A 20,022-nucleotide genomic window follows, 5' to 3' on the forward strand; every position below is an offset into this window, starting at 1 on the left:
TTTCGCCGTTTTACGAGACCGGCTCACACTTCCCGAAGCTCGCTGCAATAAGAATCTGCGATCATATGCCACCCCTCATGCGTGACCCGGACCCGGTTTTTGATCCGCCCGAAGGTTCCTGTTTCAAGCGTAAAATAGCCCTTGATAATCGCCTTCGCTCGCGGCTCTAATTTCCCGTCGATTCTGATCAAGAGCTCGTCACGGAGCAAGCTATCAATCAGGGACTTGTGCTCCATATTTAGTGATTTAGCTGTTGCTTTAAGGCTCGTATTCTTTGTTTTTTTCATGTAAGTATTCTCCTCTGCTGCAAGTTTTGTGTTTTAGGGTTTGCATGTGCCCGTTTGATTGCAGTCATCCGGTCCTCGCCTTTTATTCCGCCAGGTGTTCAAGAACTGACTCACGCCAAAAAACCTGCTGGCATGTCCCGGAGCAGTGCCGCCGTTCTGACTCTTTGATTGCCGAGTATTTTTTCCCCTGCTCGGTTGGAACCCATTGGATTTTTCCACTGTGTGTGCGGAAGGCTTTTTGAAAACCTTTTCGCTCGAGAAGCGCATTGACAGAGCGTCCAGATATTCCCCCCAGCTTCTTACCAAGATCACTCGGTACGAAATCCTGCTCATTCCCAGGTGCGGGAAGGGCCTTGACCCCCAACATCTCAAGGCAGTTACGGCCCGTTTCGAGTTTTGTGATGTGATTCGCCCGGATGATCGCCTGTGGTCCCCGGATACCAGCGTTTTTGGCGATTGAAAGTGTTGCCCGGAAATGTCTGGCAACATCGGATTGAACTTTGCCGATAGGGGTATAGACTTGCACCTTCGGTCCCCTAAGAAGATCCTCCATCCTGTTGAACTCGGCAATGTAGCGTTCTTTAATGGCGGCGGCCTTGGGGCCAGTGTAGCCCATCACGACAAAAACCAGACCGTCGCGGGTCAACTCGTACATCGCTTCATTGCTCAAATAACCAGCCCCGTTGCCTTTCCGGGCTTTGTAAATTTTGGGCTCAAAGTTGAGCCTGAAAAATTCAGATGAACAACAAAGAGATTCAATGTCGCGCATCACGTTTTTATGAGACTTATCAAACACGCTTGCGACGCTCAGAGACGTTGTGGTGGGCCTTCCGTTGCTGATTGCGACAAGCGACGGTGCTGGGCTCGGTGTTGGCATATTTTGGTTCATGTGCGTAGTCCTTTTTAATTCGCAGGTGTGATTTTGTGGGTTTCAATGAAGGCCCGGATGTCCTCGACCGAATACAGAACCCGCCGTCCAATTTTGCAATAAGGTAGGCCCTGGCTCCTGTGCCGGTCATTCCGAAGGGTTTGAACCGCTCGTCCCGTCATGTGGGCCGCTTCTCTCTCTCCGATTAGTAATTTTTCGTTCATTTTTTTGTACCCCTTTCTTCAATGGTTGTTGTATGACTCTGTATAACCCATTGTTTTTATGCCCGTCTCGACCTTGTCGTGGTATAGGTCGATGGGTCGGGGTGTGGGTCGATGTCTTGGGTTGTTTGGGGAAATAAAAAAGGGCCGATTTACATACGCTGCAAATCGGCCCTTATTGTCGCGGATCTGTGTTGTTACTTCGAATGCTCAAGCACGATTTTACCGCAAGTTTTTTCGGATGGGATGTCCTCGGCCCTAATGCCTCTCTTGGTTATAAGGATTCTCCCCAGGGCATCGCCCGCGTAATCCCTTTTTTTGTTGCTGGTTGTGTACGCATACGATAGGGCGCTAATTATTTCTTTATCGAACCACCGATAAGATTCGTTAGAAATTTCATCCTCAAGCCCCCGTTTCCATTTTTCAGGGGCTTCGATGTCGGTTGATGGAATGTTTTTGATCGCTGAGTCGTGAGACTTTATTATTTCGCTGGATATTTCTGCAAGTGATTCTCTGCCGACTTTTTTAATGAGACGGTCTTTTTTTGTTTCCCTATTCGTCTTTTGCTCCCCTGCACCCGGTCCAACATCCTGGCTTCCAGTCGGATCGGTTGAAAACAGTGGGCCGGGTAGGGGCACTCCGGCGAACTTGCTTTTAAATGTTCTGTGGATGGCTGTAAGCGTGTCGGTGAGTTCATCCAAGAATATGAGATCATCGGGCGTGAAATAATCTTGGGGCATCCGTCGGCCTTCACTGTCAATTTTAATCATAAAAGGATCGATTGGCCGGAAGCCGCCAGAATCAACTTCCTTGTATAGGGTGATTTTAAAAGCGTTTAAATTGATTTTCCCATCTTCATCTGGGTGCTGTTTTTTTAAGGCGGCAAAATAAAAACTCCCGTTTTCGTTCACCGTCAACCGGGCCAATATCCAGAACCAAGCACGAACACGGTAGACTGGATCGGCACGAATTACATCATCCCATTTTGGAAATTCGACTGAAAAGCCGGAATTAAAGCCGCAAAGTGCCCACAGGGCCTCAAGCATCTTTGAGTGTTCCGAACTCATGGATAAAGCATATGCTGCCCCATAAAGGCTGATTGCCCCGTGCTCACGCATAGCCATTGCATTTTCTTTTCGATTTATTTGGGCTTCATCGCTCAATAGGTGGGCGATCTTTTGATATTCTTCCGGGTCTTCGTCGGGATGTTCAATATCGACAGACCTTACATAAAATTCCCCGTCAGAATCGTTGCCTACCATAAACGGCTCCCCAGGCCATTGAAGGAATAAGGCTCGCGGCAATGGGATTTTGAATTCGTTTATTAAAAACGCCTCCAAGTCGATAAGACGAACTATTGACGGGTCGCCTATAGTATTGATCTTTTTATACACACTTTTTTGGGTGGTTGGGCTTCCTTGAATTACACCGTGTGCAACACGATAAAATATATCCCACCACGCCCTAAACTTCCATTTCGGGTCATGTTTTTGGAGAGGCCGACGGCTATCACAGCCGCATTGATTGTAAATATGCTCTATTGTGCTATCTGGATATTGTTTCTCGAAAGACATAAGTCCAGGGAGACTATCAAGGCATATGCACCCATCATTTAATGCTTGTCTGCACGCAATACTTATGTCTGTGAAACTGGTTGCTAACGAAATGTGCCTATTGGCATTTTTGATAATGGGACTGGCGATCTCTGGGCTGAATAGTTGTGAACGGTTGGTTTGACGATCTGTAATCTGTGGCATGAATCCCCCCTGATGATTGGCCCTGAAAAAAGAGGATCGGGGAAAATGGCTCAGGGGGCCACCTTGTCGCCCGCAATGATCAGTCGCGGACTATCCCCGTATTTGGAGCATAGCCACAATCCCGTGTGGTGTAAATCGGAAAAAAATCTACATATTGTGGTTGCACGACTTTTGTCAACCAACAAAATCAAAAGGTATTCATGGGTATAATTAATAAAAACAGCATTTTGTATTGATTTTCACGGATTTCAAGGGGGTCAAAATTTTGCGAAATTTGACAGGAAAAAAGTTTCAGGGGGAGGTGGGTTTTAAAAACACAGCCTAATACTTTTTATTATTTTTCAGTTCGTGCGCAGGTTTCGCTGGTCCAAAGGCGTTAATAATAGATGACCTTTTCTGAACTATCAAGACTCTTTTCTAAAACCTGTTTTAGTTTTTCGTTATCGATATTATAAATCGCTGGGTCAGTTTTGAATTCATATAAATAGTCCTTAATATCTCTATAAAGGCGCTCAACTCGATCTGTTTTCACGGTGGCAACCAATTCGTATGATATATCATCGTGTATCGCATTCATTATTTCAAGATACTGGTCGGGGTTGATTAACGTGTAGGAAATATGAATGGATTCAGAAAAGGATTTATGCATTGCGACGACGAACCCTTGCCCAAAATTTTTCTCTCGGTGTATTTTAATATATCGAGATGCTTCTTCTTGGGCCTCAGAAGTCTCTTGATTCGATAACATTCGTTCTACGGCGTTTATTACTTCTTTAATATTTTGTGCCCCGTTTGCCTTTGCGATACAATACCATTTATACGCATTGTAATAACTTTTGGGTGTAAAAATTCCTTCTCCATAGCATGCAGCATACAATGATTGGCCCTCAGGATTTCCTTGTAATGCAGATAGCATACTGTAATAAAATATTTTTTTAGGTGAGTGTCTATTTCTGTCAAAATAATAAATAAGCCCAATAAGTTGTTGCGCTTGGGGATAACCTTGTTCTGCAGAATCAAACAGATATTTAAAGGCAAAATTATAATTTTTTTCAACCATCCTTCCACCATAAAAATATGCTGCTCCAACATAATACTGTGAGTTGGGGAAGCCCTCCTCCGCTGATTTAATATCCCACAAAAAAGCCCTATCGTTTAAGCCAAGGTTATCCAATGCAAGAGACGCTAAATCATAATATAGAGGTATCCTCCCCCATGCCGCCAAACCTCCAAAATAATAAAATGCTTCTCTATTCTTCTTTTCATTTAAAGCTTGCATGCCTGCACTCCATATACCAATGTCTTTAAACAAAAAATCATATGGAATATCACAGACACCTTCACGCATTACAACCGTCTTATAATGCTCATAAAGTGCTTTTTTCTGATGTGGCCTACCAGAGGTTGCGACGGTTTTAAAATACTCCGGCTGATCTTGGAGCCACTTATGGAAGAGGTCAGTTTTTAAAACATCATTGATATCCCTAACTTCATTCTCCCACTCATCCATTATCGATATGACAAATTCGTGGTCGTAGCCTCTAACTGCATCCGAATAATCCACAACTTTAATATTATCCTGTAGCCAAATTTGGAAATCTTGATCATTCTCAATATCTATCCATCCAGGTTTTTTTTCATTTAAAATCCTCCAGAACGAGGCCTGCCCTTGTGATTGTTCTCGCCATCCTTTTGATTTCATGCATTGCTCAATAGCCTTGGCCCTTGCCAATGTTGAAGCGAGTGAGGATGTCAGATTCGCTATATCGACAATATTTGCGGCCGGATCATTATATTGCGTTTGGGTGTTATATGTGCCCGAATAAGTCGTTCCTTGGTTATCATTGCCTGAGAAAGTACCAATTGAAGAAGAGTCACCTTTGCTGTTAAGGTGGATTTGCTTTGCCGGGATTTGGCCATAAGCCCATGCAAAACATTCATCGTATGCAGTTTTATACTGCTCTTTTTGTTTATCTGGTCGAATATTTGGATGAACCATCTTTTGCGGGCAACCACAAAATGCCAGACATATAACCATGAAGGCTGTTATCTTAATAAAAAACTGTTCTATTTTCATTGTTTATGAACCTTATTTGGCATTCAAAAGTCCAGTCCTTAAATGTGATCTGTCGTGTATGGAAACTTTTTGATGTTTTCGATATTTAGGCTTTTATTGCTTGTTGTGTATTAAATCAAATAACGAATAATTGGCCATCTGTCCAGTAATAATATTATCTGGCAACCTGTCTATTTATAAACCTTCATGATGTCCTTAAACGGCTTATTTGGCCAGATAAAGCGATGGTTTGAAGCGAATCAGAAACAAGAAAAAGATCAATATTCACAGGTCTTTAAACAATGATTTTTTTATGAAAAAAGTCTTTACAAAGGGATTTGATGCTGATAGGTTTTTAGGAAATTAAAGCGGCCCTGGTTGGTGCTCGCAACACCAACCAGGGCCTAATCACACACAAACCTAAACAGGAGGTTCGTCCATGACTACGCACGTTTTAACAAACCCCACCTTGAAAGAAAAGATCGATTTTTCCGCAAGCGCAATCAAGAAGGAACTGGAATCGCACGTCAAGCACTTGGCCTGTGTGCGTGAAGTTTTCAGCGATGCCCTGAACAAGAAAGAAAATTCAGAAATTGACCCCGAGGCTTTGGCTTATCTTCTGACGGCCCAAATATACGAACTCGAAAGCAGTATCCGAATGACCATGGGGCATGCGGATGATCTGTTGATGGCGTAAAAGCTATTTAATCGAACAAGGGCCTGGGGGAAACTCCGGGCCTTTTTTATTTTCGGGGTGTACAAACCTCTTTTTCCGCTATCCTGCCCCCTGATCTCAACCGGCCCATCAACAATAACCCGTCGCACGTCCATCAACTCACTGGTCTCGGAGGTGTAACCCGGATTGGTTCGGTGGGCTTTATGGGGATCGGCGTTTCTTTTACGGGCGTGTTATTTTCAGGATTCCTGATTTTATTTGTGCGGTTCTCACAGATTCCCCCTCTGTTTTATTTGGACGTTTCGTCCAAATAGATTCGTCCACCCCTTGGGTTTAATTTTCTCACTGTGAAATCTTAAAAACATCGGTATTGTACGGGTGTGTTATTATGACGTTCCGTCATTTTAAAATCATCTCTTTGGGGTTTTATTTGCTCGTTCTGAGCAGATAAGCCATCTTTATTTGGTCCAATGGACCTTTTAAGGGCTGGTTATTTGCGGAAATTCCGCAAATAACCCTTCCGTTGCATAAGTCCCGATCCACGAAGCCCGGCCCGGATTTGTTCGGTGGGGGTTGTCGGGGATGGGGGTTCTTTTACGGGCGTGTTATTAGTACGGTTCGTACCAATAACGCCCTCGTGCCTAAACACCTTTTGCTTTAACGCCTCACCACTAACCCTATCCCCCTGCGCCGCCCCCTCGTTGACCTTCTCCGCAAGCATCCGCGTCACGGTTGCGGTCCCTGCTCCTGCCTGGACCTCCGCCATTTTTACGATGACGGGCCTATATCCGCAATTCAACCCGGAAGTCTGTCGCATTGACTACAGGCCGAACCATGCCCTTGTCTTTGATCAGATCGACAATTCCATAATTGGAAAGGGTTTTCAACGTCCGTGACAAGTTGGATTTTTTTCGGCCGGACAGGGCTTCCAGTTCAACCAGGGATGCCGGGTGATGGTCCCGGATCAGCTTCAAGAGCTGTTGATTCTGGCCGCTTAAAACCTGCCCCAAAGACTCCATGGACTCAAACCAGACCTTGGGTTCATCCTTCCGGGTTTTGTATTCGCCTTTGGCAATAGCAATGGTTCTTTTTCGGTAAGCGTCTTTTGACATGATGCCAATCTTCATGATTTTTCCGGGCATAAGGCTTTATCCTTCCATGTATTGATCCACCGCCGCCCAAAAGTCTTCAAGCAACTGACCGGCGGATTCAAAAGCATACGGTTCAACTTTATCCATGTGGTGTGTGTGATCCCATGTGACCTTTCGTCCGGTGAACCCCTTCTTTCTGGTGGGCTTCACGGCATGGGCATTGTCAAAGCCCACAACCCTGTTGTTGTAACGGTCATGAAGGGTCAACGAATACCTGATCCCGTGCGGAATGTGCGGGTTTGGTTCGGTGGGCTTGGCGCTGAATTTCACCCAATACCCGTTATCCATGGGGAAGATTTCACCGTTCAAGTCCAGCAAGGTATCAAGTGAACCGTCTTTGCCTGTATCCATATTCATCCTGCGACATGTTATCATCTGGTGATAATTTGTCAAGCTGTGTTATTTCCGCTTTACACGAAGTGATTTGACCTTTTCCGGCTCCTTCTTTCCGATCCGGTCTATGATATCCCCTGCGACGTTCGAGGCTATTTGAAGGGTTTCGTCTCTCAGATGGGCGTATCGTTGGGTCATCTGAGGTGATTTGTGGGTCATCAGTTTTTGGATGGTATACATATCCACCTTACCGGAACTTGCAAGGGTGCTGGCGTAAACGTGTCGGAGTCCGTGTAGAGCCCGGAAGTCATCGGGAATCCCTGCCTTTATTTTAATCCGGTTCACCTGCTTTTTGATGTCCTTCCGCTGGCCCCCGCCCCTTCCTGGGAAAACAAATGGGCTGCCTGTCTTTTCATGGCCTTCAAGTATCGCCCGTGCCGAATCACTAAGGGGTATTTTTTGGTCGATACCGCCCTTGGGATCTCTCAGATGGATGGTGTTACGCGCATAGTCGATATCCTGCCATTTCAACCGGAACAACTCACCGCGCCTCATACCTGTATAGAGGGCCATTTTCATCAGGTTTGCAACCTGCCGATTGGGTTCGTCGTCGAGTGCCTTTAAAAGGGCGTCAAGCTGTTCAGGTGAAAGTTCTTCCGTCTTTTCGTTGTTCAGTTTGGGCATTTCGATAGTGAAGTTCAGGCCATTACACAGGTTTTTCTTGACACCGAAATTGATAATCCTGCGGAGCAGTTCAAGGACGTTTCTTACCGTCCCCTTGGAGTGGCTTTTCAAAAGCTTCAAACGTACCCTGTCAACGTCCAGGGGAAGGATTTCAAAGGGCTCTTTGGAGCCGAAAGCTGGTTCGATGTGATTGACGAAGCGGTTTTCATCTGTGACAAAACCCTTCATGTTCGGATTGCCGGCCTTGTATTCTTCCCACAGGCGCTTGATGGTCCATCTGTTCTTTTCGGCCAGTTTCACCGCGTCTTTCCTGGCCTTGATTTCCTTTCGGGATTCTCGTCTACCCTCGATCCGTTCGGCGCGGATACCGGCTGCCTTTGCCGGGGTCATGTCATCGATGTATTGGCGGCCAACTTTTTCTTCAATCACCTTGCCGTCTTTTTTGAAAACGATGTAATAAACCTTCTCCTCGCCCTTGCCGCCGATTCGATCAACGGTTCTGAAAAACACGCCCGGATAGTTTGTTTTTTCCCGTTTTGACATATGGCCCCCAAAAGACACAATCAACGATTTCAAATAGTTCCAATATTCATTTTTCCAACCCTATTTCCAACCTTTTTGATAAATATACAGGTAAAACAGGATAAGTCAAGGCAAATGGTAAATGGATAACTATCTTATTTTTAATGGTTAATGTAAATTGAGGTAAATTCAGATTAATCAATCCCTTTGGTCTCATAACCCGAAGGTCATAGGTTCAAATCCTGTCCCCGCTACCACAATGAAATCAAAAGGGTTAAGCCGAAAAGCTTGACCCTTTTTTATTTGGGCGGGCCGCAGCCGTCCAGTCATTTGATCAGTGATCAAACAGTCCATAAAACATACCGATGGCCGGTGGGATAGACCTTGCCGGTGAGGTTGCCCAGGAAATTTACCCGATTTTTCCAAAATTAAAGAAGTATAATGTGCAGCAGCCAGCTTGTTCGGTTAATATTTCTTAAATCTTGGTATAAGGGATATCTAAATTTAAAGTATATGTGCTATCTTCATTGATTGTACCTAAATATAGGTTGTTTCCCGTGATATTGAATATGATACTAGGAGCTGGTGTTGGGCCTCCCTCAGGATGAATATATGTAAGATCCATTATTTGAGCGGGTTGACCATCAACAGTTTGAACCTTTTCACCGAGGACATATTCATATTCACATAAAGGTTGAATATCATATTCCTCTGAAATACAATTTTCATCGTTTGAACAAATCATTCCAACATGCATTGAAGAATCAGGTTTAAACGAAAATTGAGTTTTACAAAATGCTACTCTCGATCCTAATCCATCTTCAATCAAAGATTCGTTGCAATTACTTATCCATTCACCTTGCAATACAATATTCTCTGATTTATCATCACCACAGCCCCAAAAAACTGTAAGAAACAATATTGAAATTATAAATAAAATTTTCCTGTTCATAAATTCCTTAAAGTCTATGATTCTTGTTTAAAACCGAACGTGTGCTTCACCGGCCGGGCGGCGAATCGAGACGCTGAATCGATGGTCGAAAAAGGTTGAAAAATTAAAGACTTCCAAAAGAGACAAGCTGTAGCCCGGTCCGGTGGAAGCAATTGTTGGCAGATTGATTCACGGTGGCGAATGGGTGAGGAACCGGAGTTTATGAACCCAATGCCGGGGAACGTGGAAACAATATGCCAGGTGTGACAAAGAACAACCAAAAACAAACGCAGATCAAAGCCGTGAAAGCCTTCGAATGAGCGGGCCGCCCTGAGAACGAAGGAGCCGGAAACCGCAACAACGGTTGAGCGGATGGGCCACCCTGAACGAGACATCGGACGAATTTGAAAAGTCGTTCAACAGGAGAAAGCCCAAACTCCGATTTCTTTACAACATTTCTTTTTGAAAGAGCAAAACAATTTTCTACTTTTTACCCAGGCGTTCGTCCGACTGCCAACGCTCAGCATAACCGGCTGGGGAATGGCGCAGAGCGAAGCGGCGCGCCGTTTCCCAGTCCGAGTTCATGCTATTGTTAGCATCTTTTTTTAAAATAACTCCAATTGACATCCTTTACCTTTGGATGCAAAGTTACTGACCATTTTTCTTTCGGTAATTTTTTCATCACCTAATAAAGAACCACACAAAAGTGCTGAATGATTGTCATGTTCATTTGAATTTTTTAAAACTGTATCCGAATCGTAATTCGCGTAACAATAAATACAATTGTGTTTGCAGGTATTATAGGCCCCAATATCAATACTGGCAACACAACCACAAATTTCCCTTTGATTCTTATCTTTTCCAATTATTAAATTCTTATTTGATATTTTTGATATAAGTTCATCATCAATACATTTGCCTTTATTAATGCCGATTGAAGTAAGATCAATTTCCTCTGCACATGTTTCAAGAATAATTCCATGTTCCATGGCGATTTTTGAAATTTCAGATGAAAGTATCAATATTTCTTCATCAGTTAAAGTTCGATACATTAATGTTTTCATATTACGTTCACACTTTTTATAAACATCTAAAAAACTGATAACGCATTTATTTGTATACTTGGAAAGGCTTTTTGCAGTTTTTTCAAAAGAGGATATATGTTTTTTAGAGTTAAATTCATTTGTTATAAAAATTGGATCATAACGCCAGATTACTTTCTCTGGCCCTATTTTGTCTGATAATTTTTTAAAAATATTGATTGATTCATCCAGAAATGGCACATTTTGTTCAATTGTTTTTCCATAAGGATTTAGAGTATATTGAAAATAATATGCATATTCGTTTAATAGATCTAAATTGTCGAGCATCGGTTTTGGATTTTTAGTCCAAAAAACGATGCAATCTATGACATTTTGTTTAATCGAGATTTTAGATATTTGTTTTCTATTCATAGGGTTTTTAACATACAAAAAGCCTTCTTTGATCCTGTTAAAAAACCATTCTGAATAAAAGGCTGGTATATCAGTTCTTCTGCTTACACTTAAAATCATTTAATTACCTTTTTTACCAAAGCATACTCAATGTTCATTAGATTTGGACTAAACATTGGACCTCTATTGAGTTGGTCTCTTGAGTCGCATATTCCGCGGCCATATCCATTGGGACATAATTCAATATTTTTACATCTATCGGCAAGTGATTCCAGTAAAGGCCTGATAAAATCTGGGCACGAAAAATGAACTATATGATAGCAAGAAGTATAACCAGAAGGTGCCTTAATTACATTTCCTGATTCTTTAACATATCCTAATTTATGAAATGATTGAACAAGAGTATTAAAGCGGTTACTATCATTATTGAAAAAATATGGTCTTTGAGATGATATGATTAATGAGGAATCGCTTAAAAATGAATTTTGTTGAATAGCCTGAAAAAAATTATTTGCAACATCTTCTGGGAATTCAAAAAGTGACTTTGGAAAAATGAGAATGTTAGTTCTTGAAAATTGCGATAAATCAATTTTTGCTACATCTTCTATAAGAAATTGATAATTACCGATATTTTCTCTATCCACCCAATTTATTATGTCTATTCCGCAATATTCTAAATTCACTTTATTGTCTAAATTTGCGTAATATGCTGCATAATAATCTATTGCACAACCCGCACCAATAGATAATATTCTTATGTTTTTGCCTCTGTTTTTTTCAAATATGTTTCTATACAAATAATAATACTCTGAAAAGTATGCATATCCATATCTCAGAAGATATAGACGTTGTGTTGTAACATCAGCATAATTAGGTTGGACATTTGGATCATCAAATCTTAATTTTTTTAAATCACATAGAGACGGTAAACTTGATATATCGATAAGAAATTTATTGTAGACATTTTCTAAAAAGCCATGGATGAAATTCTGCAATTAAATTCTCCTGTGAAATGCTAACGCCAAAATCACGGGCCGGGCGGCGAATCACGAAAGCGGCCTGTGAACGAAAACGGTTGATAAAAGACAGCCTGCAATCACTGCAAGCAGTAGCACGGTCCAGTGCATTTGTTGGTTAGCTTTTATTTTAGTTCTGGATGTCGTTCGTAAAATCCTTTTAAATCTTCAAGATCACCGCCACATTCAGTACAAGTTAAATCGTGAATTTTGTATGAGTCATAAGTTTTTTTACACTTTACGCAAGTCACATAAGGTGGCGGAAAATTATCTATTCTATCTTCTTTTTTGATGAAAATTAGAATATAGATTGTTTTTAATAAATAATAAATTATCACCATTGAAGATATTGTTATTAATGAATATAGGGGTTTGGCTATGCCAAAACCTTCAACTAAATAATCTCCTCTTGGCTCAACATAGTACCCTTTTTTTTGTATAGAATCCAATTTGGCTAAACATGACAGAATGATTAGAATCGGAAAAATATATTGGATTATTGGGATCTTCTTATCTTTATACTTCTTCTTTTTCATACTTTTTGAAAGCTAACGTTGCTTTTCAGCGGGCGCGGCTTTTTGCGCTCCGCTGCAAAAGCCTTGTTAGGCAATACTCCCAGCCTACAAAGAGGCAAGGAATTGTTGAATTTGTGGTGCTCGCTGTGCCGCATACCGATAACCGGAAATAATTTTCTCAAGCTGCTGTTCAGAGCTAATGGGCATGTGATACGACTGGATGCACACACCCTGCGCGAATTTACCAATGCGAATTGACATACCCATTTTACCGGCTTTCGAAAATTCGCCACCCTTGGGTATAGATTCCTTCAATTTCTTATACTCTTCCCAATTGTCATGAAAGGCAGAAATGTATTGTTCAACAGATTTCCCGTGAACAGAAACGAATGTTCCGTTATATCTCAAGTCAGGGCCGGAGAAGTAGTACGATATCTCCCATGATGTTTTTGTTACCTTCAACTTTCCTCCGCAAGGTAGCGGTTCCTCATATGTCCCTGCGCTCATTGTTTATCTCTATCGTTGCTGATTTGATGCCTAACGTTTGAGCTAACCGGTTGCCAAAAGTTGCAGAGCGAAGCGGCGCGGCTTTTGGCAATCCGAGTTTAGCGATTTGTTCGGCGGTTGTCTCATTGCTTCAGCTCGTCATACATTGATTTTGCAACGGATTGAATTTTAGATGTATTGTTATCAAAAATATATTGAACCAATCGTCTATTTTTATTTTTTGAAAGCGTATCTAATACACTAATGTCTAATTTTTCAGTAATAATTTGGACGAATCTGGAGGGGGCCCTGCTAATCCAGGCTAATTTATCCAAAATAACTTCATCAGTGTGGATTGCGTTATTTAAATAATATTGCCACCTGTCAGGTGTTATATTGTTTATGCCGATGAGTGACAAAGGACCGGCTGTAAATGATACGCCATAAGAATTACCGAAATAAACACACAGATATGCTTGAATACAATCTATAATTGCTGGTGCTGGAATTGTCGTACCAAGGTTGTTTAGAACCTTTACCAGCGGTCCTTCTGTATAAAAGTTATTGTTATTATAATGTGCTTCTATAATTGCTTTAGCGGCTTTTTTAAATGTAGTTGATCTTAAATTTTCTGGTACATAATCAAAACCAGAAACCTTAAGCAATGCCTCCTTCAAACCTTTAGCCGCAATGATATTTCCATCAGACGTAACATCCCTATAAGCAGTTCCTATACCCCACCTATCTGTTTCGGCCATACTCGACCATAATAATGGAATAATTGTATTTAAGTTGGCAAGGGAATGTTCAAGCTTCGCACCTTCGGATTCTCGAATTACAGAAAGCAAGACATTTACAACGGTACGAACATAAAAAGTTGGAGAGTTAAGCAGATACTGAACTTGTAAGTCATCATGTGAAAGAGTTTCGTTGTAAAGTCTTTTCCTGAATTCAGAGAATTCAAGGGCAACCCCAAGGTTCTGTTCGCCTAAAATATATTTTACGCATGTTGTAATAATTTGTATCCCATCAACAGCTGAAAGCTCTTCACCATCTTCCTCGGCTTTTCTTGAGAAGAAATGGTTTATTATCTCCAGGGATTGTTTTAATTTCAAAGCCCCTGTACTGTTGACAACGCCAAGCTGTTCGGAGAGCTTAATTGTATCGTAGTCTGTCAGGACAGATTCGATGTTCGAAAATTCATCAATGTCCGTATTACCAAGCATCTCTCCAATAAATTTCATTCCCAATGACTGCAGAGCGTTACGTAATTTTATCATAGACCTGCGCCATAAATACTCAGCTCCCATGTCAAAAGCCCCATCGTTAAAGGCCCTTATGACATGGTTTTTTTGTTTTTCTGTTAAAGCTTGGGCATAGGGTACGATATCGTTTGCACTTGTTGCTGTAACAGGTAACGGTAATCCTGCTGGTCCTTTCCATATTAATGCTTTATCAGTCATTTTTTCTCCAAAATTTCTCATTACCATCTTGCGATTTGTACAAACAACAAACAAAAGCTTTAGAATGGATCATTGCCTCAAATGCGCGAGATCTTGCTCCACCCAAATCCTCTTGGTTGTCACCTTGCTTGACAAAACAATGGTAGGCGATAACTTTTCCACCAGTAGATAAGACGGTGATACCGTCAAAATTTAACATATTGTGAACAATGCTTGAATATATTCTAACCATACTTGAAGCTTCTCTTGACTTTTCTTGCTCTGAGTTTTCGACTAAAAATGCAAAATCTATAGGTTCGTCAAGATATATTCCATCTTCAAGTTTTTCTTTTAAAAATTCAATTGATGATTGATCATCTTCAACAACTCCAATCAATGTTCCATGGCATTGTTTAAGAGATGTATTAAGTAATTTTTCGAAATAGAAGCTTATAGTGTCGCGAATTTCTGATCTTATTTTTGTTGTGACATTTTCTGATAATAGATTGACTGAATCACATGATATTTCTTCAATCATTTTTAATGATAAAGAAACTGCAACCCTATTTTTTACTCCTTCTATTAAAACAGTTCTTTGTCCAATATTTGATATGTAAATAAATGGTAAATTGGCATTTTCTGTAGACAAATCCCCGAGTAACTGACGATGTAATGAAGGACTTGTTTCTGATAATTCAGAAGACAATAAACCGTATTTTATACTTTTCTCAGAGATATTTAATTCAATGAAAATTATCCAACCATCAACCGCCAAAGGGGCACACAGCTTTAAGGCGGCTTGAAATCCTTTGACACTCAAAATATCCTTTTTGAGCATTATTTTTTGTATAAATGGCAAAGACTTGAGTAGTTCAGTGAAGTCTGTTGTTATAAGAATATGAGGAAACAACTCTTTTCCTTCTTCGTGATATGATGCAATTTCGTCAACCAAAGCCAACACACCATTGGGCGTATCATCACATGAAGGAAATTTTTCGCTCCAAAGGACACTCGAAATTGATTCAATTACATGTTCTTTGAGAGATTTTATTTTGATTGTTTGATCTGTCATAATATTTATTTTAATCTAAGCCGAACGTGTGCATCAGGGGTTGCTGGAGTGCAGCGGAAGCAATCCCCTGCATGCAATTGTTGGGCGCTGAAATGTTTCTAAATGCCTAAAACTGCAATACATCCATGTTCTTTTATATTATTTTCAACCCATTCAACTAATTCTGTTATCAATTTTATAAGTTGATCTTTGCAACTTAACAAATGATTCTGAAAGTAGTCACGGGAACCAGCAAAAATAAAACCAACTTTGCCTAGAATATCTTCAAAATCATTTGTCGATTCAAGCAAGGCATTCAATGCCTTTAGTTCAGAGAGAATATTATCCCATGAATTTGAATCAATATCATTCATATTGTAATGATCATAATTTGGTGCAATTTTTTCAAAAATCGGCTCAATAAGTCCAAATACTTCTTCTTCAAAGAAAAGGCTTGTTTTTTCCCAATGTTTCCCTTGATACTTACCAAGACTGAGTTCGATATAACATGTGCCTTCCAATTCGGCCTTATCTTTGATGATTTTTATTTCTTCCATAGATTATTTATGACGCCCAACGTGTGCTTCACCGGCCGGGCGGCGAATCGAGACGCTGTGCCGATGGGCGAAAAAGGTCGAAAAACTAAAGACTTCCAAAAGGGACAAGCTGTAGCCCGGTCCGGTGGAAGCAATTGTTGGCAGATTGATTCACGGTAGCTAATGGGTGAGGAACCGGAGGTGATGAACCCAATGCCGGGGAACGTGGAAACAATATGCCAGGTGTGACAAAGAACAACCAGAACCAAACGTTGATCAAAGTCGTGATAGCATTCGAACGAGCGGGCCGCCCTGAGAACGAGGGAGCCGGAAGCCGCAACAAGGGTTGAGCGGATGGGCCACCCTGAAGGAGACAGCGGATGAATTTGAAAAGTCGTTCAACAGGAGAAAGCCCAAACTCCGATTTCTTTACATCATTTGTTTTTGAAAGAGCAAAACAATTTTCCACTTTTTACCCAGGCGTCCGTCCGACTGCCAACGTGCCCTTCACCGGCCGGGCGGCGAATTGAGACGCTGGGCCGATGGGCGAAAAAGGTTGAAAAACTAAAGACTTCCAAAAGGGACGAGCTGTAGCCCGGTCCGGTGGAAGCAATTGTTGGCAGATTGATTCACGGTGGCGAATGGTTGGGGAACAGGACGTGATGAACCCAATGCCGGGGAACGTGGAAACAATATGCCAGGTGTGACAAAGAACAACCAGAACCAAACGCTGATCAAAGCCGTGAAAGCATTCGAACGAGCGGGCCGCCCTGAGAACGGGGGAGCCGGAAACCGCCGCAAGGGTTGAGCGGATGGGCCACCCTGAACGAGACAGCTGTTGAATTTGAAAAGCCGCTCAACAGGAGAATGCCCGAACTCCGATTTCTTTACAACTTTTCTTTTTGAAAGAGCAAATCAATTTTCTACTTTTTACCCAGGCGTTCGTCCGACTGCCAACGCGCCCTTCACCGGCCGGGCGGGGAACCGCGATAGCCGCCAAAAAGCGAAAATGGTTGAATAATGAAAACCCCCAAAAGGGCGCGCCGTAGCCCGGTCCGAGTGCAAGGGGCTTGTTAGGTCTTTTTGGCTTCTTCTATTCGTTCGTCCAATGAAGTAAGTAGTCGAGGGCCGACATCAATAGCCCAATCTGCGGTCTGCCGGTCCACTGTGGCTCCATGAACTGCCGCATTTAACATATTTACCATATCCGACAGAATAGAACGCTCCTCATTCGTAAGTACCTCCCGTTGCGCTAAAGCCCTTAAAAGTTGACCGATGCCCATTGGCCGACGCTGCTCAATGTTATTGACCTCAGCCAATTTTGACAGCCTCTTTTCTATTTCAATTCGGAGCCCTGCAAGAGCTAAATTTGGATCTCTTTTTGAAATAGATTGGAACGAGAATGAATCTTCAGTGCGCGATGGCTCGGCTGCCAATAGGCCCGCAGTATCAGCACGAGATGCAGCCCTTTGCAATTCCTGAAATTCGACTTTCCATCCACCAGGGAGTTCAAGCGATTTCACTAACGGAGCCAGCCACGGGAGAATAGCAATGACGATCAAAGCAAGAGTGATGGCATCAATTGCGATATGTGGCCAGATGAGATGTGCTATCGCCAATATCAATGCACAAAGGGTTACTGTTTGGCGTAACCTTTTAAGAGGAATTGGATTGTTTAGATTATCTTCTAGTTTTTCCATAGTTCAATCTTTATAGACCTAACGCTCTGGTTCAGGGGCGACTACCGCGCAGCGGGAGGCGTCACCTGCAACCAGTTGTTGGCGGATAATAGTTGCAAAACCGTTTGATTATACAAGTGATTTAAACCTGAAAAAGCATCAGTTTCGACGATACACCGCCCAGAATTTATATTTTATTTGATAAAACCAATAACGGATAAAATCAAATACAAACTTTGATAATGCGGGCCACCCGGAGAACGAGAATGCCAGAGCTCACATTGACGTTTGAAAGAGCGGGCCACCATAGGAACGAAACTGTTGGAGGCACATTAACCCATGAACCATGAATTACCAGGAATGAGACAGCGGTTAAAACCACAATTTCGTTTATAAATTACAACAATTCTTTTAATCGAGATTCCATATTTTTTCAAAAGAACGGTTGAATTTTTTACTTCTTTTTTCTTTATATGAAGAGCCAACGTGTGCTTCACCGGCCGGGCGGCGAATCGAGACGCCGGGCAGATGGGCGAAAAAGGTTGAAAAACTAAATACTTCCAAAAGGGACAAGCTGTAGCCCGGTCCGGTGGAAGCAATTGTTGGCAGATTGAATCACGGTGGCGAATGGATGGGGAACAGGACGTGATGAACCCAATGCCGGGGAACGTGGAAACAATATGCCAGGTGTGACAAAGAACAATCAGAACCAAACGGTGATCAAAGCCGTGAAAGCCTTCGAACGAGTGGGCCGCCCTGAGAACGAAGGAGCCGGAAACCGCCACACGGGTTGAGCGGATGGGTCACCCTGAACGAGACAGCGGGTGAATTTGAAAAGCCGCTGAACAGGAAAATGTCCTTGCCCGAATTGTTTACAGCATTTCTTTTTGAAAGAGCAAACCAATTTTTCTATTTTTTACCCAGGCGTTCGTCCGACTGCCAACGTACGCTTCACCCGGCGGGCGTCGAATCACGAAATCCTCCGAGAAGCGAAAAAGGTTGAAAAACGACACCGCTGAAAAATGCGGCGCTGTAGCCCGATCGGGTGCAAGCGATTGTTAAGCATTTAATAATTTATCCAATAAAGATTTTGGGCAATTACCATTTTGATACAAAAACAACCACTCTTGTTTTGGCCCATGACCCGATACACCAGAAATGCAGAGATATGAATTCACAACACTATTTAATGATAAGCATAAATCCTCAACTGCCTTTCTATTAGGACCACTAAAAGAAAATGTCGAATGTTCCCATCGTGGATCATTATGGACCGCTATTGTTACCTCTATTTTTGCTTTGCGACTCTTGAGAAATGTGTAATTTGTCAATTCTGTTCCGCCCTTGATCAAGGCACAAAGATCGTTTATTCCACCGTTGAACTTTTTAGGGGGATCATTCTTACCTGCATTTGAAATATCAAAATCAGGACGAACAAATGCAGACGCTATAGAATATATGGCTTCTTCTTTAGGGGTTTCGAAATAGTTGTAAGCTACGTATTCCATATTTTTGGTTTTGATGCTTAACGTGTGCTTCACCGGCCGGGCGGCGAATCGCGACGCCGGGCAGATGGGCGAAAAAGGTTGAAAAACTAAAGACTTCCAAAGGGACAAGCTGTAGCCCGGTCCGGTGGAAGCAATTGTTGGCAGATTGATTCACGGTGACGAATAGATGGGAACCGAAGCTGATGAACCCAATGCCGGGGAACGTGGAAACAATATGCCAGGTGTGACAAAGAACAACCAGAACCAAACGGTGATCAAAGCCGTGAAAGCATTAGAACGAGCGGGCCGCCCTGAGAACGGGGGAGTCGGAAACCGCCACAAGGGTTGAGCAGATGGGCCACCCTGAACGAGACAGCGGACGAATTTGAAAAGTCGTTCAACAGGAGAAAGCCCAAACTCCGATTTCTTTACAACATTTGTTTTTGAAAGAGCAAATCAATTTTCTACTTTTTATCCAGGCGTTCGTCCGACTGCCAACGTGTGCTTCACCGGCCGGGCGGCGAGCCGAGACGCTGGGCCGATGGGCGAAAAAGATTGAAAAACTAAAGACTTCCAAAGAGACGAGCTGTAGCCCGGTCCGGTGGAAGCAATTGTTGGCAGATTGATTCACGGTGGCGAATGGGTGAGGAACCGGAGTTTATGAACCCAATGCCGGGGAACGTGAAACAATATGCCAGGTGTGACAAAGAACAATCAGAACCCGACGACGCTCAAAGCCGTGAAAGCCTTCGAACGAGCGGGCCGCCCTGAGAACGAGGAAGCCGGAAGCCGCAACAAGGGTTGAGCAGATGGGCCACCCTGAACGAGACAGCGGACGAATTTGAAAAGTCGTTCAACAGGAGAAAGCCCAAACTCCGATTTCTTTACAAC

Annotated in this window: 21 protein-coding genes; 3 read left to right on the forward strand and 18 right to left on the reverse strand. The window is 42.4% G+C overall.

What is annotated here, in order from left to right; translation table 11 throughout:
* Positions 1 to 23: 23 nt before the first annotated feature.
* The 5 genes from ACYQ11_RS13155 to ACYQ11_RS13175 all read right to left on the reverse strand — a co-directional run bounded on the left by ACYQ11_RS13155 (position 24) and on the right by ACYQ11_RS13175 (position 5,210).
* Positions 24 to 287: a phage antirepressor KilAC domain-containing protein gene (locus ACYQ11_RS13155; RefSeq protein ID WP_459924258.1), complete on the reverse strand. Its 264-nt coding sequence runs from the start codon at positions 285 to 287 to the stop codon at positions 24 to 26.
* 82 nt (positions 288 to 369) lie between these two features.
* Positions 370 to 1,176, reverse strand: a complete 807-nt coding sequence (locus tag ACYQ11_RS13160; RefSeq protein WP_459924259.1) for a Rha family transcriptional regulator — start codon at positions 1,174 to 1,176, stop codon at positions 370 to 372.
* Positions 1,177 to 1,190: 14 nt separating this feature from the next.
* Positions 1,191 to 1,379 (reverse strand): helix-turn-helix domain-containing protein, encoded by a 189-nt coding sequence (locus tag ACYQ11_RS13165; RefSeq protein WP_459924260.1) that lies wholly within the window; start codon positions 1,377 to 1,379, stop codon positions 1,191 to 1,193.
* Between the two features lie 194 nt (positions 1,380 to 1,573).
* Entirely contained in the window at positions 1,574 to 3,133 is a 1,560-nt protein-coding gene (locus tag ACYQ11_RS13170) for a hypothetical protein (protein ID WP_459924261.1), read from the reverse strand.
* Between the two features lie 376 nt (positions 3,134 to 3,509).
* Positions 3,510 to 5,210, reverse strand: a complete 1,701-nt coding sequence (locus tag ACYQ11_RS13175; protein WP_459924262.1) for a tetratricopeptide repeat protein — start codon at positions 5,208 to 5,210, stop codon at positions 3,510 to 3,512.
* A gap of 418 nt (positions 5,211 to 5,628) precedes the next feature.
* On the opposite strand from ACYQ11_RS13175, the gene ACYQ11_RS13180 reads away from it, so the two are divergent.
* Positions 5,629 to 5,886 (forward strand): hypothetical protein, encoded by a 258-nt coding sequence (locus ACYQ11_RS13180; RefSeq protein WP_459924263.1) that lies wholly within the window; start codon positions 5,629 to 5,631, stop codon positions 5,884 to 5,886.
* Positions 5,887 to 6,647: 761 nt separating this feature from the next.
* Here ACYQ11_RS13180 and ACYQ11_RS13185 read toward each other — a convergent pair.
* From ACYQ11_RS13185 to ACYQ11_RS13195, 3 genes are read right to left on the reverse strand one after another with little or no spacing between them, the layout of a single operon-like run.
* Positions 6,648 to 6,992, reverse strand: coding sequence for an HVO_A0114 family putative DNA-binding protein (locus ACYQ11_RS13185; RefSeq protein WP_459924264.1), 345 nt, complete (start codon positions 6,990 to 6,992; stop codon positions 6,648 to 6,650).
* A gap of 21 nt (positions 6,993 to 7,013) precedes the next feature.
* A complete protein-coding gene (locus ACYQ11_RS13190; RefSeq protein ID WP_459924265.1) occupies positions 7,014 to 7,367 on the reverse strand; it encodes a toxin-antitoxin system TumE family protein in 354 nt (117 codons plus the stop codon).
* Positions 7,368 to 7,415: 48 nt separating this feature from the next.
* Positions 7,416 to 8,261, reverse strand: a complete 846-nt coding sequence (locus tag ACYQ11_RS13195) for a tyrosine-type recombinase/integrase (RefSeq protein ID WP_459924266.1) — start codon at positions 8,259 to 8,261, stop codon at positions 7,416 to 7,418.
* Here ACYQ11_RS13195 and ACYQ11_RS13200 point away from each other — a divergent pair.
* Positions 8,220 to 8,573: a hypothetical protein gene (locus ACYQ11_RS13200; RefSeq protein WP_459924267.1), complete on the forward strand. Its 354-nt coding sequence runs from the start codon at positions 8,220 to 8,222 to the stop codon at positions 8,571 to 8,573. The two genes, ACYQ11_RS13195 and ACYQ11_RS13200, sit on opposite strands and share 42 nt — an antisense overlap.
* A 457-nt stretch (positions 8,574 to 9,030) precedes the next feature.
* Here the strand turns inward: ACYQ11_RS13200 and ACYQ11_RS13205 are convergent, their stop codons facing one another.
* From ACYQ11_RS13205 to ACYQ11_RS13240, 8 genes are all read right to left on the reverse strand, one after another.
* The gene (locus tag ACYQ11_RS13205) at positions 9,031 to 9,507 is read right to left on the reverse strand and encodes a hypothetical protein (RefSeq protein ID WP_459924268.1); all 477 of its coding nucleotides are present in this window, start codon (positions 9,505 to 9,507) and stop codon (positions 9,031 to 9,033) included.
* A 584-nt stretch (positions 9,508 to 10,091) separates the two neighbouring features.
* The gene (locus ACYQ11_RS13210; protein ID WP_459924269.1) at positions 10,092 to 11,039 is read right to left on the reverse strand and encodes a DUF1848 domain-containing protein; all 948 of its coding nucleotides are present in this window, start codon (positions 11,037 to 11,039) and stop codon (positions 10,092 to 10,094) included.
* The gene (locus ACYQ11_RS13215; RefSeq protein WP_459924270.1) at positions 11,036 to 11,914 is read right to left on the reverse strand and encodes a hypothetical protein; all 879 of its coding nucleotides are present in this window, start codon (positions 11,912 to 11,914) and stop codon (positions 11,036 to 11,038) included. Before ACYQ11_RS13215 ends, ACYQ11_RS13210 begins: the two co-directional genes overlap by 4 nt.
* A gap of 146 nt (positions 11,915 to 12,060) precedes the next feature.
* Positions 12,061 to 12,471: a hypothetical protein gene (locus ACYQ11_RS13220; protein WP_459924271.1), complete on the reverse strand. Its 411-nt coding sequence runs from the start codon at positions 12,469 to 12,471 to the stop codon at positions 12,061 to 12,063.
* 84 nt (positions 12,472 to 12,555) lie between these two features.
* Complete coding sequence (locus ACYQ11_RS13225; RefSeq protein ID WP_459924272.1) at positions 12,556 to 12,912, reverse strand: beta/alpha barrel domain-containing protein; 357 nt, start codon at positions 12,910 to 12,912, stop codon at positions 12,556 to 12,558.
* A 167-nt stretch (positions 12,913 to 13,079) separates the two neighbouring features.
* Positions 13,080 to 14,399 (reverse strand): hypothetical protein, encoded by a 1,320-nt coding sequence (locus ACYQ11_RS13230; RefSeq protein WP_459924273.1) that lies wholly within the window; start codon positions 14,397 to 14,399, stop codon positions 13,080 to 13,082.
* Positions 14,392 to 15,450 carry a hypothetical protein gene (locus tag ACYQ11_RS13235; RefSeq protein WP_459924274.1) on the reverse strand — a complete coding sequence of 353 codons (1,059 nt, stop codon included), beginning with the start codon at positions 15,448 to 15,450 and terminating at the stop codon, positions 14,392 to 14,394. The genes ACYQ11_RS13230 and ACYQ11_RS13235 overlap by 8 nt, the downstream gene beginning before the upstream one ends.
* Positions 15,451 to 15,548: 98 nt before the next feature.
* On the reverse strand, positions 15,549 to 15,986 hold the full coding sequence (locus tag ACYQ11_RS13240; RefSeq protein WP_459924275.1) for a hypothetical protein: 438 nt from the start codon (positions 15,984 to 15,986) through the stop codon (positions 15,549 to 15,551).
* A 359-nt stretch (positions 15,987 to 16,345) separates the two neighbouring features.
* Between ACYQ11_RS13240 and ACYQ11_RS13245 the strand changes: the two genes are divergently transcribed.
* The gene (locus ACYQ11_RS13245) at positions 16,346 to 16,495 is read left to right on the forward strand and encodes a hypothetical protein (protein ID WP_459924276.1); all 150 of its coding nucleotides are present in this window, start codon (positions 16,346 to 16,348) and stop codon (positions 16,493 to 16,495) included.
* Between the two features lie 543 nt (positions 16,496 to 17,038).
* Here the strand turns inward: ACYQ11_RS13245 and ACYQ11_RS13250 are convergent.
* Together ACYQ11_RS13250 and ACYQ11_RS13255 are read right to left on the reverse strand one after the other, a co-directional pair.
* Entirely contained in the window at positions 17,039 to 17,665 is a 627-nt protein-coding gene (locus ACYQ11_RS13250; RefSeq protein WP_459924277.1) for a hypothetical protein, read from the reverse strand.
* Between the two features lie 1,037 nt (positions 17,666 to 18,702).
* Positions 18,703 to 19,152, reverse strand: a complete 450-nt coding sequence (locus ACYQ11_RS13255) for a hypothetical protein (protein ID WP_459924278.1) — start codon at positions 19,150 to 19,152, stop codon at positions 18,703 to 18,705.
* Between the last annotated feature and the right edge of the window lie 870 nt (positions 19,153 to 20,022).

The sequence above is a fragment of the Desulfatiferula olefinivorans genome, assembly GCF_054657895.1.

Bases quoted from the DNA above. Each gene is read 5' to 3' on its own strand.
- ACYQ11_RS13190 (WP_459924265.1), bottom strand. From the start codon at position 7,367: ATGGATACAGGCAAAGACGGTTCACTTGATACCTTGCTGGACTTGAAC.
- ACYQ11_RS13160 (WP_459924259.1), bottom strand. From the start codon at position 1,176: ATGAACCAAAATATGCCAACACCGAGCCCAGCACCGTCGCTTGTCGCA.
- ACYQ11_RS13205 (WP_459924268.1), bottom strand. From the start codon at position 9,507: ATGAACAGGAAAATTTTATTTATAATTTCAATATTGTTTCTTACAGTT.
- ACYQ11_RS13230 (WP_459924273.1), bottom strand. From the start codon at position 14,399: ATGACTGATAAAGCATTAATATGGAAAGGACCAGCAGGATTACCGTTA.
- ACYQ11_RS13170 (WP_459924261.1), bottom strand. From the start codon at position 3,133: ATGCCACAGATTACAGATCGTCAAACCAACCGTTCACAACTATTCAGC.
- ACYQ11_RS13155 (WP_459924258.1), bottom strand. From the start codon at position 287: ATGAAAAAAACAAAGAATACGAGCCTTAAAGCAACAGCTAAATCACTA.
- ACYQ11_RS13210 (WP_459924269.1), bottom strand. From the start codon at position 11,039: ATGATTTTAAGTGTAAGCAGAAGAACTGATATACCAGCCTTTTATTCA.
- ACYQ11_RS13250 (WP_459924277.1), bottom strand. From the start codon at position 17,665: ATGGAAAAACTAGAAGATAATCTAAACAATCCAATTCCTCTTAAAAGG.
- ACYQ11_RS13175 (WP_459924262.1), bottom strand. From the start codon at position 5,210: ATGAAAATAGAACAGTTTTTTATTAAGATAACAGCCTTCATGGTTATA.
- ACYQ11_RS13220 (WP_459924271.1), bottom strand. From the start codon at position 12,471: ATGAAAAAGAAGAAGTATAAAGATAAGAAGATCCCAATAATCCAATAT.
- ACYQ11_RS13235 (WP_459924274.1), bottom strand. From the start codon at position 15,450: ATGACAGATCAAACAATCAAAATAAAATCTCTCAAAGAACATGTAATT.
- ACYQ11_RS13195 (WP_459924266.1), bottom strand. From the start codon at position 8,261: ATGAAGGGTTTTGTCACAGATGAAAACCGCTTCGTCAATCACATCGAA.
- ACYQ11_RS13245 (WP_459924276.1), top strand. From the start codon at position 16,346: ATGAATTTGAAAAGTCGTTCAACAGGAGAAAGCCCAAACTCCGATTTC.
- ACYQ11_RS13255 (WP_459924278.1), bottom strand. From the start codon at position 19,152: ATGGAATACGTAGCTTACAACTATTTCGAAACCCCTAAAGAAGAAGCC.
- ACYQ11_RS13185 (WP_459924264.1), bottom strand. From the start codon at position 6,992: ATGAAGATTGGCATCATGTCAAAAGACGCTTACCGAAAAAGAACCATT.
- ACYQ11_RS13240 (WP_459924275.1), bottom strand. From the start codon at position 15,986: ATGGAAGAAATAAAAATCATCAAAGATAAGGCCGAATTGGAAGGCACA.
- ACYQ11_RS13180 (WP_459924263.1), top strand. From the start codon at position 5,629: ATGACTACGCACGTTTTAACAAACCCCACCTTGAAAGAAAAGATCGAT.
- ACYQ11_RS13165 (WP_459924260.1), bottom strand. From the start codon at position 1,379: ATGAACGAAAAATTACTAATCGGAGAGAGAGAAGCGGCCCACATGACG.